This window comes from Vibrio rotiferianus, assembly GCF_002214395.1.
GTDB lineage: Bacteria > Pseudomonadota > Gammaproteobacteria > Enterobacterales > Vibrionaceae > Vibrio > Vibrio rotiferianus.
This window is the reverse complement of sequence record NZ_CP018312.1, coordinates 930,095-946,722: the sequence shown is the minus strand read 5'-3', so window position 1 is coordinate 946,722 and position 16,628 is coordinate 930,095. Positions and strand designations below refer to the sequence as shown.

14 protein-coding genes are annotated in these 16,628 nt (G+C 45.1%); 8 read left to right on the top strand and 6 right to left on the bottom strand.

From position 1 onward, the window contains the following. Window positions 1–56: 56 nt before the first annotated feature. Complete coding sequence (sohB, locus tag BSZ04_RS13460; protein WP_010449242.1) at window positions 57–1,118, bottom strand: protease SohB; 1,062 nt, start codon at window positions 1,116–1,118, stop codon at window positions 57–59. Between the two features lie 278 nt (window positions 1,119–1,396). On the opposite strand from sohB, the gene BSZ04_RS13455 reads away from it, so the two are divergent. The 4 genes from BSZ04_RS13455 to BSZ04_RS13440 all read left to right on the top strand — a co-directional run bounded on the left by BSZ04_RS13455 (window position 1,397) and on the right by BSZ04_RS13440 (window position 7,477). After that, the gene (locus BSZ04_RS13455) at window positions 1,397–2,143 is read left to right on the top strand and encodes a YciK family oxidoreductase (RefSeq protein ID WP_038882777.1); all 747 of its coding nucleotides are present in this window, start codon (window positions 1,397–1,399) and stop codon (window positions 2,141–2,143) included. Between the two features lie 131 nt (window positions 2,144–2,274). Beyond that, window positions 2,275–2,967, top strand: a complete 693-nt coding sequence (gene imuA, locus BSZ04_RS13450; protein WP_088880559.1) for a translesion DNA synthesis-associated protein ImuA — start codon at window positions 2,275–2,277, stop codon at window positions 2,965–2,967. A gap of 4 nt (window positions 2,968–2,971) precedes the next feature. Next, on the top strand, window positions 2,972–4,375 hold the full coding sequence (locus BSZ04_RS13445) for a Y-family DNA polymerase (RefSeq protein ID WP_088880558.1): 1,404 nt from the start codon (window positions 2,972–2,974) through the stop codon (window positions 4,373–4,375). A gap of 27 nt (window positions 4,376–4,402) precedes the next feature. After that, a complete protein-coding gene (locus BSZ04_RS13440; RefSeq protein ID WP_088880557.1) occupies window positions 4,403–7,477 on the top strand; it encodes an error-prone DNA polymerase in 3,075 nt (1,024 codons plus the stop codon). Between the two features lie 322 nt (window positions 7,478–7,799). Here BSZ04_RS13440 and BSZ04_RS13435 read toward each other — a convergent pair whose 3' ends face one another. Continuing rightward, the gene (locus BSZ04_RS13435) at window positions 7,800–8,753 is read right to left on the bottom strand and encodes a chemotaxis protein CheV (protein ID WP_010449247.1); all 954 of its coding nucleotides are present in this window, start codon (window positions 8,751–8,753) and stop codon (window positions 7,800–7,802) included. 171 nt (window positions 8,754–8,924) lie between these two features. Further along, the gene (gene mlc / locus BSZ04_RS13430) at window positions 8,925–10,142 is read right to left on the bottom strand and encodes a sugar metabolism global transcriptional regulator Mlc (protein WP_010449249.1); all 1,218 of its coding nucleotides are present in this window, start codon (window positions 10,140–10,142) and stop codon (window positions 8,925–8,927) included. A 298-nt stretch (window positions 10,143–10,440) separates the two neighbouring features. Between mlc and pyk the strand changes: the two genes are divergently transcribed. Then, complete coding sequence (gene pyk / locus BSZ04_RS13425; protein WP_088880556.1) at window positions 10,441–11,883, top strand: pyruvate kinase; 1,443 nt, start codon at window positions 10,441–10,443, stop codon at window positions 11,881–11,883. 49 nt (window positions 11,884–11,932) lie between these two features. On the opposite strand, the gene BSZ04_RS13420 is transcribed toward pyk, so the two are convergent. After that, window positions 11,933–13,072, bottom strand: a complete 1,140-nt coding sequence (locus BSZ04_RS13420; protein WP_071234672.1) for a patatin-like phospholipase family protein — start codon at window positions 13,070–13,072, stop codon at window positions 11,933–11,935. A gap of 17 nt (window positions 13,073–13,089) precedes the next feature. Beyond that, entirely contained in the window at window positions 13,090–13,182 is a 93-nt protein-coding gene (gene cydH / locus BSZ04_RS13415) for a cytochrome bd-I oxidase subunit CydH (protein ID WP_010449255.1), read from the bottom strand. 128 nt (window positions 13,183–13,310) lie between these two features. On the opposite strand from cydH, the gene BSZ04_RS13410 reads away from it, so the two are divergent. The 3 genes from BSZ04_RS13410 to BSZ04_RS13400 all read left to right on the top strand — a co-directional run bounded on the left by BSZ04_RS13410 (window position 13,311) and on the right by BSZ04_RS13400 (window position 15,924). Continuing rightward, complete coding sequence (locus BSZ04_RS13410; protein WP_088880555.1) at window positions 13,311–13,901, top strand: porin family protein; 591 nt, start codon at window positions 13,311–13,313, stop codon at window positions 13,899–13,901. Window positions 13,902–14,365: 464 nt separating this feature from the next. Then, on the top strand, window positions 14,366–15,826 hold the full coding sequence (locus BSZ04_RS13405; protein WP_088880554.1) for a sodium-dependent transporter: 1,461 nt from the start codon (window positions 14,366–14,368) through the stop codon (window positions 15,824–15,826). Next, window positions 15,826–15,924: a MetS family NSS transporter small subunit gene (locus BSZ04_RS13400; protein WP_010449261.1), complete on the top strand. Its 99-nt coding sequence runs from the start codon at window positions 15,826–15,828 to the stop codon at window positions 15,922–15,924. Before BSZ04_RS13405 ends, BSZ04_RS13400 begins: the two co-directional genes overlap by 1 nt. A 70-nt stretch (window positions 15,925–15,994) precedes the next feature. Here the strand turns inward: BSZ04_RS13400 and BSZ04_RS13395 are convergent, their stop codons facing one another. Then, window positions 15,995–16,396 (bottom strand): hypothetical protein, encoded by a 402-nt coding sequence (locus tag BSZ04_RS13395; protein WP_029561012.1) that lies wholly within the window; start codon window positions 16,394–16,396, stop codon window positions 15,995–15,997. Window positions 16,397–16,628: the final 232 nt, after the last annotated feature.

The window sequence follows — 16,628 nt, the reverse complement described above, 5'->3', positions numbered from 1 at the left end:
AAAACGGCAAGAGTTTTCACCCTCGCCGTTTTTACTTTAAATAGCCGTATTATTGATTAAACAATCGGCTTTTGACCGCGCTCTGCAAGTTTCAGCACCACGCTATCAGCCACTTTGCTAGCAACGCCAGCAAGTTTATCCGCCAGTTTTTTCTTCTGTACGTATTGAACGGCCAACACTGTTTTCTCTTTGCATGCCGCAACCACAAGGTCGTCAGAAGTACTGATTTCATCCACCAGCCCTAACTCTTTCGCTTGCGTGCCAAACCAATGCTCACCTGTTGCCACTTTTTCAAGCTCTAGCGCAGGGCGACGCTCACGGATGAAGTCTTTGAATAGTACGTGCGTTTCTTCAAGCTCTTGCTTGAACTTATCACGCGCTTTGTCGGTGTTCTCACCAAACATGGTCAGTGTACGTTTGTACTCACCCGCAGTCAGCTGTTCGTATTCGATATCATGCTTTTTCAACAGTTTGTTGAAGTTAGGGATCTGCGCAATAACGCCAATAGATCCAACAATCGCAAACGGTGCTGACACAATTTTGTCAGCCACACACGCCATCATGTAGCCGCCACTTGCTGCTACTTTATCGACAGAAATTGTCAGAGGCAGACCAGCTGCTTTGATTCGATCAAGTTGAGAAGATGCCAAGCCATAACCATGAACCATGCCACCACCAGACTCTAGACGAAGCAGAACTTCGTCACCTTCGCGAGCGACGGCTAATACTGCTGTCACCTCTTCACGCAGTGATGCTACTTCTTTGGCGTCGATACTGCCGTTGAAATCCAGAACGAACAGATGTGGTTCACGTTTGCTATCAAGAGAGCCTTCTTTGCTCGCTTGTTTGATTTCTTTCTCGCGAGATTTGTTCTTTTCTTTTTCTTCTTTCTTAACCGCTTTATCACGCGCTTTGATGAAAGCATCATCGTGCAAGTGATGCTCTAGTTGTTCTACCGCATCTTTATGACGCTCAGAAAGATTCGTAACTTCTAATTCGCCTTTTGCCGCGCCTGATTTACCACCTGCTGATTTTGCAATAATCAGCAGCACAACAACTGCCGCTACGACGGTGATAATCTTGGCTAAAAACAGACCGTAATCTAATAAAAATTCCAATGAGAGTTCCTCTATCTCATACCAGTGATAGTCATCAATATATTACGTAGAAAAATCAGAGAGAAGGCAAGAAAATCAGTAACCTCTTGTTCTGATTGATAGCGTTCAAATAACATACCGGACAACCGTTCTGGAATTGGTATAACACATGAATTGGTGTATTGTAACCAACTTGTCACGATTACCAAGATTTTCCATTGAGAAACAGGCGCATTTCTACACAAACGAACATGAAGCCTGTACGTCGGAACTAGATACAATAATAAGGATTTACTACCGTGAACTACTCCGTTTCAGCAGATGCCCTAAAAGGTAAAGTCATTCTTGTCACTGGTGCAGGCAATGGTATCGGTCGCCAAGCCGCACTTTCTTACGCTCAGCACGGTGCGACTGTGATTCTACTTGGTCGAAACGTTCAAAACCTTGAATCCATTTACGATGAAATCGAATCTGCGGGCTACCCTCAGCCTGCGATCATCCCACTTGACTTGAAAGGTGCAACAAAGCAGCACTACATCGATATGGCAGAAACCATCGAAGGTCAATTTGGTCGCTTGGATGGCCTATTGCACAACGCCGGCGTTCTCAGCACGCTGTGTCCGTTTGAGCAAATCAATGAAGAAGACTTCGATGACATCATGCAGATTAACGTGAAAGCCGAAGTGCTGATGACCCAAGCTCTGCTACCTATCATGCGAAAATCAGACGCGGGGCGTATTGTTTTTACCTCTTCAACCGTTGGTCACTCTGGTCGTGCTTTCTGGGGTTCATACGCTATTTCTAAGTTTGCCGTAGAAGGCATGATGCAGGTATTGGCAGATGAGTTGAGCGACACGCCAATTCGCGTTAATGCAATTAACCCGGGGGCAACTCGCACTCGTATGCGTGAAAAAGCCTACCCAGGTGAAGATGCGAATACACTAAAAACTCCACTGGATATCATGCCGCTGTACCTTCATTTAATGGATCCTGCGGTCACTGATGTAAACGGCCAATGTATCGACGCGCAGCCAAAGCGTAAGTAACCAACTCAGGTTACCTCACATAATCGATTGAAAAGGCAGCAAACGCTGCCTTTTTTCGTATTTCTTCCTATAAAAATCTTGCGACTTTTCCCTACAGAAATATACTGTATATACATACAGGTATTTTATTTATGCAAGACATCATCCAACACTTAAAAAGCCAACATCTTGTTTGGCAAGCAAATTTAACCAAAGCAGACGACCATCAGTTCCTCCATAGTTCTGGTTTTCCTGAGCTAGATGCCCTGCTTTGCGGCGGCTTTCCTCCTCACGGTGTGGTAGAAATGGAATCCGTAGGCAGCATTGGTGAGCTGCGTTTGCTTGCACCTTACTTAAAAGCATCTCTTTCGAGAGGGGTAACAGCATTCATTCAGCCACCAGCGTTGATAAATTCATTGTTCCTCCACAGCATTGGCTTGGACATCAACCAGGTGTGGGTGATCACACCTGAACATCAGCGTGATGCATTATGGGCAGCAGAGCAATGCCTCAAGAGCGGCGTGTGTACCAACGTTTTGCTATGGCAAGATGAGCTAGAGATCCACCAAGTAAAACGCCTGCAAGTGGCGAGCGAGCAAGGTTCTTGCCCTCTGTTTATGCTCAAACCCAACATGACCAATCGTTTGTCTTTACCTGTTTCATTGAGCCTGAAGCTACAAGGTCATGAGCAAGGTGTGAGTGTAGAAGTTCTCAAACGAAAAGGCGGTTGGAGCAAAGGCAGCGTCGATATCAACTTCCAGCACCACTACCCGCAATTAGTAATGCCAAGTACAACCCATATTCCATCGACCGTGGTCAATTTCCCATTAGCGAGCCAAGGTTAGCGATATGGCTTTGTGGATTTACTTGCACTTCCCTCGCCTACAGTTAGATGCCCTCTTTGGTGATAACCAAGAGCAAGCAGTGGTAATTGTAGAAAGCCAACGCTGTCGGATCATTCAATACAATGAGATTGCTGAACAACAAGGTATTAAGACCAACATGGGTTTAGGCAGTGCCGCGTCCTTGTGCCGAGATATCCAAGTACACCCTTATCATCCGCAAACTGAGTTAAGCAAGTTACAAGAAATTGCCCAGTGGCTGTATTTGATCACGTCTGATGTTGTGTTGATACCAAGCCAAGGGATTTTACTGCGCGCAACCCCAATGCTTAATCTGTATGAAGGGTTACAAAACTATTGGACTAAAGTCAGCGCTCATTTATCGGAGCTGAAACTGAGTTTTCAATTCGGGTGTGGCTTTTCGCCTTTTTCTGCCAAGTTGATGGCATTGGCAGGAACGAACTTCATCAGCGAAGACAAATCGGCCATGCGGCAAGCCTTATCGCCACTGCCCCTAACACTGACGGATTTATCCAGTACTACCGTTGAAAAGTTACAGCGTGTTGGTGTTACCACACTGCAAGGCTTGCTTGAACTGCCGCTACAAGACATCGCACGCCGATTCGACATTGATTTGGTGAATTACGTTGGTCGACTGACTGGGCAGTTCAAGCATCCTGTCGACTTTTATCATCCAACCGAATCCTTCCAAGTTTATTTGGAGCTACTGTTTGAGATCGAAAACGTCCAATGGATTGAAAAGCCACTGGCTAAGTTGCTTCGTCAGCTCGAAACCTTTCTCAAGCTACGCGATAAAGTCGCGTTTGAACTGTGCTTAACCCTCCACCAGCGAGACAAACAAGCACAGCACCTTCTACTCACATCCGCGCAAGGCGATTACTTGTGTCAACGTTGGCAACAGCTCGCAAGTTTGAGTCTGGAATCCGTCACGTTAAACGGTCCTGTAATCGGTCTGACGTTACAAGTAAAACGCCAAGGTGAACCTTTAAGCTCTGCACGCGATTTCTTTGCCGGGCAAAAAGGACAAATGAACGCGTTAGAGCTGCTCTCTTTACTGCAAGCTAAATTGGGCAAAAGCGCGGTACTCAAACCCAATATTGCCTGCGATCCAAGGCCAGAGAAAGCCAGCCAATATCGCCCAGCTGACGAGCCGGATGTGCCGATTAACACCATCCCTGCTCTGCTGCGCCCAGCGATGCAATTACCCGCCCCTATCGCGCTACAAGAGCAAGTCTCTCTAGTGCATGGACCAGAGCGGATTGTCTCTGGGTGGTGGGATGGCGATGAGATCATGCGTGATTACTACATCGCGCACACCAAACAAGGCCGCTGGTTATGGGTATTTCGCGATCAGCACAAGCATTGGTTTCTCCATGGCTATTTTTGTTAAATCGATGGTTATTTTTGTTAGGTCGTTATGAGTTACGCAGAACTGTTTTGTCAGTCCAACTTCTCCTTTCTCACTGGTGCTTCTCATGCAGAAGAGTTGGTGTTGCAGGCGGCATTTTATCGCTATCAAGCCATTGCGATCACCGATGAGTGCTCGGTTGCGGGCGTAGTGAAAGCCCATGCGACCATCGAGCAACATAAACTCGACATCAAACAAATTGTCGGCAGCATGTTTTGGCTCAATGGCGAGTGCCAAGTGGTACTACTTTGCCCCTGCCGTAAAGCTTACGCTGAGCTGTGTCGGATCATCACCAATGCGAGACGCCGCAGCGAGAAAGGCAGCTATCAGTTATCTGAATGGGACTTAATGTCAATTCGTCACTGCCTTGTGTTATGGCTTCCGACTCATCAGGAGAATGACCATTATTGGGGGCGTTGGCTCCAGCAGCATCACGCTCATCGCTTATGGGTCTCGATTCAGCGTCATTTAGGTGGCGATGATGACGCCTACACCACACACTGTGAGTTACTGGCAAGCGAGTTTCAATTGCCGATTACCGCTTGTGGTGGCGTCTTGATGCATGCTGTTGAGCGTTTACCATTGCAACATGTCCTGACAGCAATTAAGCATGGTTGTAGCGTCGACAAGTTGGGCTTTGGCCGTTTATCCAATGCCGAACGAGCATTGCGTCCATTGAACAAACTCTCTCGAATTTACAAATCCGAATGGTTAGTTGAAAGCGCCCACATTGCGGACTTGTGCGACTTCAACCTCTCAGATCTAAAATACGAATACCCAACCGAACTGATACCAAACGGTTACACCCCTACCTCTTATCTGCGAATGTTGGTCGAGCATGGTAAAAAACTGCGCTTTCCTGAAGGCGTACCCGCAGACATTCATCAAACCATCGAGAATGAATTAGCCCTTATTGAAGAGCTGCAATATCACTATTACTTTCTCACCATTCACGACATTGTAATGTTCGCTAAGCAGCAAGGCATTCTCTATCAAGGACGAGGCTCTGCGGCAAACTCGGTGGTGTGTTACTGCTTAGAAATCACCGCCGTCGATCCTAGACAAATCTCAGTTCTGTTCGAACGCTTTATTAGCCGGGAGCGAAAAGAGCCGCCAGACATTGATGTCGACTTTGAACACGAGCGCCGTGAAGAAGTCATTCAATATATCTACAAGAAGTACGGGCGCGAGCGTGCCGCTTTGGCAGCCACCGTCATCAGCTATCGCTTTAAAAGCGCCGTGCGTGAAGTAGGTAAAGCGTTGGGGATAGAAGAAACGCAATTGGACTTCTTCATCAAAAACGTTAATCGACGTGATCGCAGCCAAGGTTGGCAAGCACAAATCATCGAATTAGGGCTGCAACCAGAATCGTTAAAAGGCCAGCAGTTTATCCAGTTGGTGAACGAGATCATCGGCTTTCCGCGCCATTTATCTCAGCACGTGGGCGGCTTTGTGATTTCATCAGGCCCTTTGTATGAACTGGTGCCTGTCGAAAATGCCTCAATGGAAGATCGTACGATTATTCAATGGGATAAAGATGATTTAGAAAGCTTAAAGTTACTGAAAGTCGATGTACTGGCACTGGGCATGTTAAACGCGATCCGTAAATGCTTTCAATTGGTTGAGAAACACCACCAGCGATCCCTATCGATTGCTGAGATCACGCGCCTGCAAGATGACCCACACGTATACCGCATGATCCAAAAAGCCGATACCGTTGGCGTATTCCAAATTGAATCTCGCGCGCAAATGAGCATGCTGCCGCGTTTAAAGCCCGCGCGTTACTATGACTTGGTGGTGCAAATTGCCATTGTCCGTCCTGGCCCAATCCAAGGCGATATGGTGCATCCGTTTCTAAAAAGGCGTAACGGTGAAGAACCGATCAGTTATCCATCGGAAGAAGTAAAAAGCGTACTAGAGCGCACTATGGGCGTGCCGATTTTCCAAGAGCAAGTGATCAAACTCGCGATGGTAGCAGCAGGGTTCAGTGGCGGAGAAGCCGACCAACTTCGACGAGCAATGGCATCATGGAAAAAGAACGGCGATCTCGCCAAGTTCAAGCCAAAGCTTATCGACGGGATGCTTGAGCGCGGTTATGACTTGGAATTTGCAGAGCGCATCTTCGACCAAATCTGCGGCTTTGGTGAGTATGGCTTCCCAGAAAGTCACTCCGCCTCTTTCGCGGTGCTGGCTTACTGCTCCGCATGGTTAAAGTTCTATTACCCGGCTGAGTTCTATACAGCCCTACTTAATAGCCAACCGATGGGGTTTTATAGCCCTTCTCAACTGGTGCAAGATGCTCGCCGACATGGCGTGGAAGTGCTGCCTGTTTGCATTAATCACTCTTCGTATCAGCATCATTTGGTTCAGCGTCCTAATGGTCGATTTGGTGTTCAACTGGGGCTTCGATTAGTGAAAGGGTTTAACCAAGAGAGTGCTTCTCGACTGGTCGAACGCCGACCAAAAACTGGCTATCGCAGTATCCAAGAGGTAAAACAAATCTTAAGAAACCGCCGCGATATTGAATTACTCGCCTCTGCCAATGCATTTCAGATCCTTTCTGGCAATCGCTATAACGCACGTTGGGCAGCGATGGATTCGTTATCAGACTTACCCTTGTTCACTCATGTGGAAGAGCCAGTGATGAGTTACCAAGCTCAGCCTTCTGAATACGAGAGCTTGATAGAAGATTACGCCAGTACCGGACTATCACTAAGTCGCCACCCAATTACTTTGCTGGAAGAGGCAGGCAAGTTACCACGCTTTACTCGGATGAAGCAGTTGGTAGAAAAAGAGCACAAATCTTTAGTAACGGTCGTCGGCGTCGTCACTGGCAGACAATCTCCTGGCACGGCAGCAGGCGTGACCTTTTTCACTTTAGAAGACGATACGGGCAACATTAATGTGGTGGTATGGCGAGCAACCGCACGTGCTCAAAAGCAGGCTTATCTCACCTCAAAAGTATTGATGGTCAAAGGTATTCTAGAACGAGAAGGGGAAGTGACGCACGTAATCGCAGGGAAGCTCATCGACTACACACACAATCTTGCTGAACTAAAAAGTAAATCGCGTGATTTCCATTAAGAAATAATACCTTAAGAGCTGTGCCACTAAAGTAAGGGCTAGACAAAAAAAGGGAGGTTAGCCCTCCCTTCTCAAATCCGCTGAATTAATTATCAGCTTCCGCTTCCGTACGCTTTTTCTTGTATTCCCTATACAGTAACAAAGATAAAGTCATAACGACTTTAGATGTTAGCCATATCATTAAAAGGAACTGCCCTATGTTAGTAGGTGAAAAGTGACGTGGTATACCTTACATATTTCATTGTAAAAAATATGTAACTAAAGCATAGCAAAAGCAGGGCGATTAATCACCACAGCTTATACGGTAAATTGTAACTGTCCTTTATCCCTCAGGATAAACGACTTGACGTAAACGCTCTTGGGCAACTTCTACCAACAAATCGGGTTGGAACTTTGAAATAAAGCGATCACAACCTACTTTTTGCACCATTGCCTCATTGAAACTGCCACTTAATGACGTATTCAGAGTAACAAATAGATCGGACATGCGTGGGTCGGTACGAACTTCGTGAGTCAACTTATATCCGTCCATCTCTGGCATTTCTGCGTCGGTAATCATCATAAGTAGCTCTTTAGATACTTCCTTACCTTCGTCACACCAACGCTTTAACAAAGTTAAGGCTTCAAGGCCATCACAGCATTCGATGATATTTAGACCAAGCTGAGACAAGGTGTCCCTAACCTGGTTTCGAGCTGTAGAAGAATCATCCACAATCAGAATATTACGACCCACCATTTCTTGAACAAGATTCTGATCCAAAATACCTTCAGAGATCGTCACATCATAATGAATGATTTCAGCTAAAACCTTTTCAACGTCTATGATTTCTACGATCTGCGAACCATCCCCTTCTTTGACTTGGGTAATCGCAGTTAAGTAATTTGAACGCCCTGAAGTCTTCGGCGGCGGTTGAATTTCGGTCCAAGCCGTATTGATGATATTGCGTACAGGACCAACTAAAAAGCCCTGAATAGAGCGGTTGTACTCAGTAATAATCAAGTTCTCTTCCTCAGCATCACCACGCAGAGGAGGAAAACCAATAGATTGACGTAAATCGATAACCGGAACAGCTTCTCCACGTAAAGAAGCAACACCACGAATATTGTAATGTGAGCCAGGAAGCTTGGTTAACGGAGGTAGCTTAATCACTTCTTTTACTTTAAAGACGTTAATAGCAAACAATTGTCGACTGTTTAAAGTAAACAACAATAATTCCAGTCGGTTCTCACCTACTAAATTTGTACGCTGATCAACGGTATTTAAAACTCCAGACATACGACTTCCTACTACCTTAAAAAATGACAAGCAACTTTCTTACAATATCGGCTCAAATGAGAAAAAGTTAAGTTGCCTTGATAATTAGAGGAAATTACATGAATGGAGAGAATATAGCAATGAACACGGTTTCGTAGGTGTAGCTATCTCACTAAACCTACGAAAAAAGGATTAACCTTCAATCACCTTCATCAGCAATTGACCGTCATAAAGGGCTTGTTTAATTAGCGCAGCACCAGGCATTGTTGCCTGTTTGTAGAAGCGAGACTCGACTAATTCAAGATCTTGGTGGTAAACAGGAAGGCTTTGCTCTTCAATACAGCGACGAACCGAAGGATAAAGCACATCTTTTGCTTGATTGATAACCCCACCGATTAGAATCTTTTCAGGGTTGAAAAGATTGATTACGATAGCGATAGCTGAACCTAAATAACGACCAAGCTTTTCAATCACATCAACGGCTAGCGGATCTCCGTTTGCTGCCGCCTCACAGATGCTTTCAATACTCATCTCTTCCTGTTCAGCAAGAATAGACGGCTCACCATCCGCAATACGGCTCACCACTTCTTCGCGGATAGCTTGCGAACTTGCTACCGTTTCTAGACAGCCAATGTTACCGCAATGACAGCGCTTCCCATTCGGGTCGATTTGGATATGCCCGAGTTCACCGATGTTTCCGTGACGACCTTGCAGTACTCGTCCATCAAGGATGATGCCTGCTCCGAGTCCGTGGTGGATAGAGATAAGAACCGAGTTATCGTTTTCTTGTGAGTGACCAAACAGCTTTTCAGCTAGCGCCCAAGCTCGAGTATCGTTAGCAATGAAGACTGGTAGCCCCGTCGCTTTGTAGATTTCAGGACCAAGCGCTAGGTTTTCAACATTGTAATGCGGCATTTGCAATACAATTCCCTGTTCTGAATTCACGAGGCCAGGAAGTGTAATCGCAATACTAGTCACGCGATCAAGCTGATCGGCATAAGTTTGAAAAAATTCATCAATTTCGTAAAGCAAGCGTTCAAGCACGTCGTCTTGATCACGCTCATGGATATCGATTTTGGTATCGATAAGAACATCACCGCCCAGTTCATGAAGTGCAATCGTCAAATAGCCTCGGCCTAAACGCATCGACAAGAACTGCCAACCTTCATTATTGACCTGCAACCCTACCGCCGGACGTCCACGGCTCGTAGCTTCTTGCACCGTCGTCTCATGGATAAGGTGGGCTTCAATTAGTTCTCGAGTGATCTTTGTGATACTCGCAGGCGCAAGCTCACTTTGCTTGGATAAATCAATTCGAGAAATTGGACCCTTTAGGTCAATTAGTTTGTATACACGACCAGCATTGACCTGTTTGATATGATCAATATGGCCCGGTTGAGCCATGTACATCTTGCACTCCGAAATTCTATAACTCGGTAATTTTTTTACTTTGCGAAGTAATTGTGAAGTGAATTGATAGATCCCCGTGACAAGCGTCACGTATAAACATGTTTGTTTGTGTATTCAATCAAATAACAGAAAATCAACTGCTGATAAATTGAATGGCAAGACACTTATTTTTTTCCTCAAACTAGGAACCAAAGTCTGAAGCATGGTGTTTCTACAGAGCTTTGCGCTAAAAGTGAACAATAGCTAAAGACTGTGCATATACTTATCTCGTCCCTACATCGCATTCCTCGGAGAATTTATGACTTCAACACTAAGAAGAACAAAAATCGTTACAACTCTTGGCCCTTCTACAGATAAAGACAACGTCCTTGAGGATATCATCAAAGCTGGCGCAAACGTCGTCCGTATGAACTTTTCTCACGGCACCAGCGAAGACCACAGACTCAGAGCTGAAAAAGTAAGAGCGATAGCGGCAAGACTCGGGCGACAAGTTGCTATTTTAGGAGATCTTCAAGGCCCCAAAATCCGCGTATCCACGTTTAAAGAAGGAAAAATCACTCTGGCCGTGGGTGACAAATTTACCTTAGACAGCGATCTCCCAAGAGGCGAAGGTAACCAAGAAGCTGTTGGACTTGACTACAAAGAGCTTCCACAAGATGTCACCACTAATGACATTCTTTTATTGGACGATGGGCGTGTACAACTACAGGTAACGAAAGTTGAAGGTAATAAAGTCCATACTCGAGTGACCGTAGGTGGCCCTCTTTCGAACAATAAGGGCATTAATAAAAAAGGTGGTGGCTTATCTGCCGATGCCCTTACGGATAAAGACAAAGCCGATATATTGACGGCTGCGGAGATCAAAGTCGATTACTTAGCAATATCTTTCCCTCGTAATGGGGAGGATATGCACTATGCCCGTCGACTCGCACGAGACGCAGGATTGGAAGCAAAATTGGTCGCTAAGGTCGAGCGCGCCGAAACTGTCGCAAGCAACGACTCTATTGATGACATTATCAAGGCTTCTGATGTAGTAATGGTTGCACGTGGTGACCTCGGTGTAGAGATCGGGGACCCAGAACTGATTGGCGTACAAAAGAAACTTATTCGCCGTGCTCGTAGCCTAAACCGACTTGTCATTACAGCAACCCAAATGATGGAATCGATGATGGCAAACCCAATGCCAACACGTGCTGAAGTCATGGACGTAGCCAACGCAGTGTTAGATGGAACAGATGCCGTTATGCTATCGGGAGAGACAGCAGCAGGCCTCTACCCGGTAGAGACGGTTAAATCCATGGCCGAGGTGTGCATGGGTGCTGAGAAGATGTCAGAAGCAAATCACTCTAGCTACCGCTTAGACCGAACTTTTGAAACGGCTGAAGAAACCATTTCAATGTCGACGATGTATGCTGCCAACCATATGGAAGGCATCAAAGCGATGATCGCATTAACCGAATCTGGCCGAACAGCATTGATGATGTCTCGATTAAGCTCTGGTCTGCCGATATTTGCTCTTTCGCGAAATGAATCGACCCTCAACCGCGCAGCGTTATACAGAGGGGTAACGCCAGTATACTTTGATTCCAAAGGTGATGTTGGGCTTACAACAGCACATGCTGCGATTGAGACTCTCAAAGAGCAAGGCCTATTACACGAAGGTGATTTAGTGATTATTACCCAAGGCGATGTAATGGACGTGGTAGGCTCAACGAACTGTATGCGAATCTTATCGGCTTAGGGCTCACCTCTCGCTAGGCTCAATATTCTCAGCGAGTATTGAGCCTATTTTAAGCCCTTTCCAAACCATCCGATTTGAGTTCATCATAGAGGCTGATTAAGTTGAACCCAGCTTGAAGTCCCAGTTGATAGTCGTGCTCCAAATCCTCGGGCTCACTCAACAGTGAAGAAGCCCTCAATTCCTCTTTTGGAGCCACTTGCAAAATAAACGTGTCATCGGGTGGGTTCGCTAAAAATTCTTGGGTCAATTCGTATGTCTGATAATGAATCATCAGCATGTCTGCGAGGCCAGAGTCAAAGTGTTCACCAATCAAATGGCTCAGGCGATATAGGTTATCTGCACCAAACAACCAACGCCCACCGTTTAATAACTTATGCCCCGGCATTTTAGTTTGATGAGCAGCCGCCACTTTCTGCTGTAAAAAGTTGCTCCAATCTTCTTTCCATTGCTCAACTCGCTGCTGCCAAGTATCTTGAACTGAATTGAATGACTCTCGATACCACTCAACATGTTGACCAGTTTCACTCTCTTTAGCTTGAGCCGGAGAGAATGGCTCAGTCCTGATCACAATGATATTGCGAGCATTTTGACGCCAAGCTTCTTGCACCGGAATGGAAGCAGAAACCCCACCGTCCACATACTGTGAGCCATCAATGTTAACGATTCCTTGATATAACTTGGGAATCGCACAAGTCGCGATCATGGTTTCGAACCAGCGTTTTCCTAGCATAGGTAAATAACGGTCAGATAAAGAATGCGTATCAGTGACCGCAGCAAATGCCTTTCGGTGACCAAGAGAGCGGTGTCCCAAATCGAGATCGAGTTTATATGGGTATTCTTGGATACGTTCTAACGCCCATTCGAGCCCTAAGTACTGCTTCTTACGGATATATCCGAATAAGTTAAAGAATTCTGTTGAAGTCGTAAGATCGGTAATAAACGCTTTTCCCATCCCATGCTGACGACACAAAAATGCACACAAGTTGAGAGCACCCGCGGAAGTACCATAAAATTCATCGAAAGGATCGAAGTTGGAGAGTAGAAATGCATCCAACACACCAGCGGTAAAAATCCCTCTCTGGCCGCCACCTTGAGCGACCAAAGCTGTTTTCCCTTGCCAATAGTGCTCATAAACTGAGAATTCAAGCTCTATGTGGCTGTCTGTGATAATACCGCTGTTGCGTATCATAGGCTCAACCTCTTAGGTTAAGCTGTCGTAATCGCTATGATGCCGAATGTAAGTAAGACAGCAAAGACTGTTACGACAATGAGTAGGGCAGATTTGAGATCGTGTTCCATAGACACCTCCTGTTGTTGTAACAAATTAATAACACCGGTGTGAATTATGTTCAAGAAATGGCGAATTTAGTCGCACAATTTTGGCTAAGGCATCACAATTAATCTAGTTACTATAGGGAGATAGCAAGATGAAGAACAATATCAAGTGGCTAATTGGGAGTGCATTATTGCTGGGCAGTATTAGCAGCCATGCAGAAGTTATCATTACTCCCTATATAGGTTTTACCGGCGGCGGAAATGTTGAAGATGAGGATGGCGCAAAATTTGACATTGAACCATCGCCAAACTACGCACTTGCTGTTGAAACGCCATTTGAGAATGGACGATTGGGTCTATTCTACTCTTACCAGTCTACAGAATTAGAACGAGTCAATAATAATTCTGATTTTCACTATCTCCATTTTCAGAGCAGCATCTTGTACCCTATCAGCCAAGGTTGGTCTTCACAGCTAGGTATTGGTTTAGGCGCCGCTTATACCGATGTAGATTGGGCTGATACGAAATATGGGTTTTCGGCCACGGCTTTTTTAGGCATGGAATACGCGATATCACCGGAATTTGCCTTAACAGCACAAATCCGTTGGCTTGGAACTGTTGTTGATAACGATACGTCCGGAGCGTGTGTACTGCCAGATGACGGTTCCAACTGTGTAATCAAGTTTGAAACCGACTGGATGAACCAATTCCAATCAAATATTGGTTTTACCTTCCGCTTCTAGTTAAGGCTTTTAACGGAAAATCATCTATTGGGCGTAGGGAACATAGCGATACGCCCTAATATTAAAAAACAGATTATTTGACCAAAATCACACCCAGCAAACACAATTTTATTTCACAAGATACCCTCCCCCTCGATCTAATAGCCTACAAAACGATTAATTAACAATATTTAAACCAGATAAAATATCGTCATTAACATTTAGAATCTATTGCGCTAAATAATGTAAAAAGTTAGTCTGAAGACAGAAAGCAGAAGAATATTTCAGCTTTTGCAAACACATATCAAAATTTAAAGCATTTAATTCTATTTCTTGTTAGGCAACGCAAAGCAAAACACCAGAATTTTATACCAACACCGAATATCGGACAGAAAGCTGACGGATAACAGTTGTCCTTTGTTCTACTGGTTTTGCTCATTGCCGAGAAGAGCTTCATTCCTTAGGGAGTTGTACAGGAGTCAAATATGAAGCGAGAACAATGGGGATCCCGCGCGGGATTCATCTTAGCAGCAGTCGGCTCAGCCATCGGCTTGGGTAACATCTGGCGTTTCCCTTACATGGCCTATGAGAATGGCGGCGGTGCGTTTTTTATTCCTTACCTTTTCGCCATGATCACCGCAGGTATTCCATTCATGATCCTTGAATTCAGTATGGGTCAAAAATACCGTGGTTCTGCACCAAAAACATTGGCAAAAATCCACGCAAAATTTGAATGGCTTGGTTGGTTCCAAGTTGGCGTTGCTGCCGTCATCGCCGTTTACTATGTTGCGGTTATTGGTTGGGCAATTTCTTACTTTGGCATGTCGTTTACCCAAAGTTGGGGGGCCGATACCAATGCTTTCTTCTTCAGTGAATACCTAAAGCTTGGTGATAACTCACCGACGAACTTGGGCAGCATTCAATGGAAGATCGCACTCTCTATGCTGATTGCTTGGGCAATTACCTATATTGCTATCGTTAGCGGTGTTAAGTCGGGTATCGAACGCGCCTCTAAGATCATGATGCCAGTATTGTTCATCATGGTGCTCTTCCTAATTGGACGTATGATTTTTCTTCCAGGCGCACTAGACGGTGTGAACTATATGTTCGAACCGGACTTCAGCAAGATTTGGGATGTGAAAGTTTGGGCAGCAGCATACGGACAAATCTTCTTCACACTGAGTATCGGCTTTGCCATTATGCTGGCTTACTCTAGCTACTTGCCTGAGAAATCAGACATCACCAATAACGCTTTCATGACAGTTTTGATCAACTGTGGCTTCTCTATCCTTGCTGGTATCATGATTTTCTCGGTATTGGGTTACATGGCTCAAGAGCAAGGGAAACCGCTAACAGAAGTGGTATCAGCAGGCGTAGGCTTAGCGTTTGTAACGTTACCTGCGGCAATTAACCTGCTACCAGCTCCTTATATTCTTGGTCCACTGTTTTTCTTTGCATTGGTTATTGCTGGCTTGAGTTCACATATTTCGATTATGGAAGCGGTAACATCTGCGGTTATTGACAAGCTAAAGTGGAGCCGTAAGAAAGCCGCAAACGTGGTCATTGGCACTGGTTTTATTGTCTCAATGGCATTTGCAACCAACGGCGGTTTACTTCTATTGGACTTAGTCGACCACTTTGCCAATAACATCGGCATCATGGCTGGTGGCCTAGTTGAAATCGTGTTGATGACTTGGTTGCTAAAACGAGTCCCTGAAGTTCATAGCTATGTGAATGAGCGCTCTGATTTCTCGGTTGGTCAATGGTTTGAAGTCTGTTTACGTTTTATCACACCTATCATGCTAGCCGTTATCCTAACAACAAAGCTATATGCGCTTCTAACAGAAGGTTACGGTGGCTACGACCTAACTCTTGGTTGGGCAATGATCGCCGCACTATTTGTGTCTGGTGTATTGATTAACGTCGTGAGCAAGGAGAAAGCATAATGACAACAAGTGCAATCATCATGATGATTATCGGTCTTGGCATCACTTGGGGTGGAGCCGCGGTATGCATCAAAAGAGCAATGAATAAACAGCAATAACGCCGTTAATTCTTAGAACAGATAAGTTTCAACAACGAATGCCGGCTCAATGCCGGCATTTTTGTCTCTATTAGAAATTGTATTTGATACCAAGCGCCCCACCGATTTGTAAATCTGGTCCTTTATAAAAATCTATCTCCGGATGAACTTGGGCGTACAGATCCCAGCCTTTAGATAAATCCCAGTTTAAGCCGAGCGGAACACGGACACCGAACTCATCATCCCACTCATACCAACCACCAACACCGACATACCACGTCAATGGCATGCTTTGGTCGAATGTGCCACGCTTGGCGATGTAATCAAATGCCATACCATCATTACCAATAATACCGCGGTACTTGTCTTCAATTTCAATTACAACACTCAGTTGCTGATCCACTGCCATACCTACAGAAAAGTTCTTCGGTTGATCTGCTGCCATGCTAACACTGGGAAACAGTGCCGCGACCAGCATTATTTTCTTTTTCATACACGTCATTACTCTTAAAAAACAGTGTACATAATTCAAACATTATACGGTTTTATTGTGTCAGCAATGAGTAAGAATGATGTGCAAAAAAAGCTACAAACGTAAGTCTGAGAACAAGATCACGTGGCTAATTGCTAAGTAACGACCCACTATGACACATACAAGAAAGGGATAATGAAAAGCAAAAATAAAAAAAGGAGGCCGAAGCCTCCTTTTTTATGAATGACTGAGA

Coding starts and splice junctions, on each gene's coding strand:
- BSZ04_RS13395 (WP_029561012.1), bottom strand. CDS start 16,396: ATGAAAAAGAAAATAATGCTGGTCGCGGCACTGTTTCCCAGTGTTAGC.
- mlc (WP_010449249.1), bottom strand. CDS start 10,142: ATGTACATGGCTCAACCGGGCCATATTGATCATATCAAACAGGTCAAT.
- imuA (WP_088880559.1), top strand. CDS start 2,275: ATGCAAGACATCATCCAACACTTAAAAAGCCAACATCTTGTTTGGCAA.
- BSZ04_RS13445 (WP_088880558.1), top strand. CDS start 2,972: ATGGCTTTGTGGATTTACTTGCACTTCCCTCGCCTACAGTTAGATGCC.
- BSZ04_RS13410 (WP_088880555.1), top strand. CDS start 13,311: ATGAAGAACAATATCAAGTGGCTAATTGGGAGTGCATTATTGCTGGGC.
- cydH (WP_010449255.1), bottom strand. CDS start 13,182: ATGGAACACGATCTCAAATCTGCCCTACTCATTGTCGTAACAGTCTTT.
- BSZ04_RS13400 (WP_010449261.1), top strand. CDS start 15,826: ATGACAACAAGTGCAATCATCATGATGATTATCGGTCTTGGCATCACT.
- BSZ04_RS13440 (WP_088880557.1), top strand. CDS start 4,403: ATGAGTTACGCAGAACTGTTTTGTCAGTCCAACTTCTCCTTTCTCACT.
- pyk (WP_088880556.1), top strand. CDS start 10,441: ATGACTTCAACACTAAGAAGAACAAAAATCGTTACAACTCTTGGCCCT.
- BSZ04_RS13435 (WP_010449247.1), bottom strand. CDS start 8,753: ATGTCTGGAGTTTTAAATACCGTTGATCAGCGTACAAATTTAGTAGGT.
- BSZ04_RS13420 (WP_071234672.1), bottom strand. CDS start 13,072: ATGATACGCAACAGCGGTATTATCACAGACAGCCACATAGAGCTTGAA.
- BSZ04_RS13405 (WP_088880554.1), top strand. CDS start 14,366: ATGAAGCGAGAACAATGGGGATCCCGCGCGGGATTCATCTTAGCAGCA.